The sequence below is a fragment of the Novosphingobium sp. B-7 genome (genome assembly GCF_000410615.1).
GTDB classification, from domain to species: Bacteria; Pseudomonadota; Alphaproteobacteria; order Sphingomonadales; family Sphingomonadaceae; genus Novosphingobium; species Novosphingobium capsulatum.
On the sequence record NZ_APCQ01000671.1, the window covers coordinates 1 to 1,324 of the forward strand.

The 1,324-nt window shown below is 56.4% G+C and carries 2 protein-coding genes; both read right to left on the reverse strand.

Going from position 1 to position 1,324, the window contains the following annotated elements; genetic code table 11:
- Positions 1–19 precede the first annotated feature (19 nt).
- The gene (gene sul1 / locus H926_RS0107005; RefSeq protein WP_000259031.1) at positions 20–859 is read right to left on the reverse strand and encodes a sulfonamide-resistant dihydropteroate synthase Sul1; all 840 of its coding nucleotides are present in this window, start codon (positions 857–859) and stop codon (positions 20–22) included.
- The gene (locus H926_RS31575; RefSeq protein WP_000679427.1) at positions 853–1,200 is read right to left on the reverse strand and encodes a quaternary ammonium compound efflux SMR transporter QacE delta 1; all 348 of its coding nucleotides are present in this window, start codon (positions 1,198–1,200) and stop codon (positions 853–855) included. Before H926_RS31575 ends, sul1 begins: the two co-directional genes overlap by 7 nt.
- Positions 1,201–1,324: the final 124 nt, after the last annotated feature.

Sequence of the window (1,324 nt, forward strand, 5' to 3'; positions counted from 1 at the left end):
CGATTTTTGCAACAGAGCCCTAGGCATGATCTAACCCTCGGTCTCTGGCGTCGCGACTGCGAAATTTCGCGAGGGTTTCCGAGAAGGTGATTGCGCTTCGCAGATCTCCAGGCGCGTGGGTGCGGACGTAGTCAGCGCCATTGCCGATCGCGTGAAGTTCCGCCGCAAGGCTCGCTGGACCCAGATCCTTTACAGGAAGGCCAACGGTGGCGCCCAAGAAGGATTTCCGCGACACCGAGACCAATAGCGGAAGCCCCAACGCCGACTTCAGCTTTTGAAGGTTCGACAGCACGTGCAGCGATGTTTCCGGTGCGGGGCTCAAGAAAAATCCCATCCCCGGATCGAGGATGAGCCGGTCGGCAGCGACCCCGCTCCGTCGCAAGGCGGAAACCCGCGCCTCGAAGAACCGCACAATCTCGTCGAGCGCGTCTTCGGGTCGAAGGTGACCGGTGCGGGTGGCGATGCCATCCCGCTGCGCTGAGTGCATAACCACCAGCCTGCAGTCCGCCTCAGCAATATCGGGATAGAGCGCAGGGTCAGGAAATCCTTGGATATCGTTCAGGTAGCCCACGCCGCGCTTGAGCGCATAGCGCTGGGTTTCCGGTTGGAAGCTGTCGATTGAAACACGGTGCATCTGATCGGACAGGGCGTCTAAGAGCGGCGCAATACGTCTGATCTCATCGGCCGGCGATACAGGCCTCGCGTCCGGATGGCTGGCGGCCGGTCCGACATCCACGACGTCTGATCCGACTCGCAGCATTTCGATCGCCGCGGTGACAGCGCCGGCGGGGTCTAGCCGCCGGCTCTCATCGAAGAAGGAGTCCTCGGTGAGATTCAGAATGCCGAACACCGTCACCATGGCGTCGGCCTCCGCAGCGACTTCCACGATGGGGATCGGGCGAGCAAAAAGGCAGCAATTATGAGCCCCATACCTACAAAGCCCCACGCATCAAGCTTTTGCCCATGAAGCAACCAGGCAATGGCTGTAATTATGACGACGCCGAGTCCCGACCAGACTGCATAAGCAACACCGACAGGGATGGATTTCAGAACCAGAGAAAGAAAATAAAATGCGATGCCATAACCGATTATGACAACGGCGGAAGGGGCAAGCTTAGTAAAGCCCTCGCTAGATTTTAATGCGGATGTTGCGATTACTTCGCCAACTATTGCGATAACAAGAAAAAGCCAGCCTTTCATGATATATCTCCCAATTTGTGTAGGGCTTATTATGCACGCTTAAAAATAATAAAAGCAGACTTGACCTGATAGTTTGGCTGTGAGCAATTATGTGCTTAGTGCATCTAACGTTTGACGTGAGGGG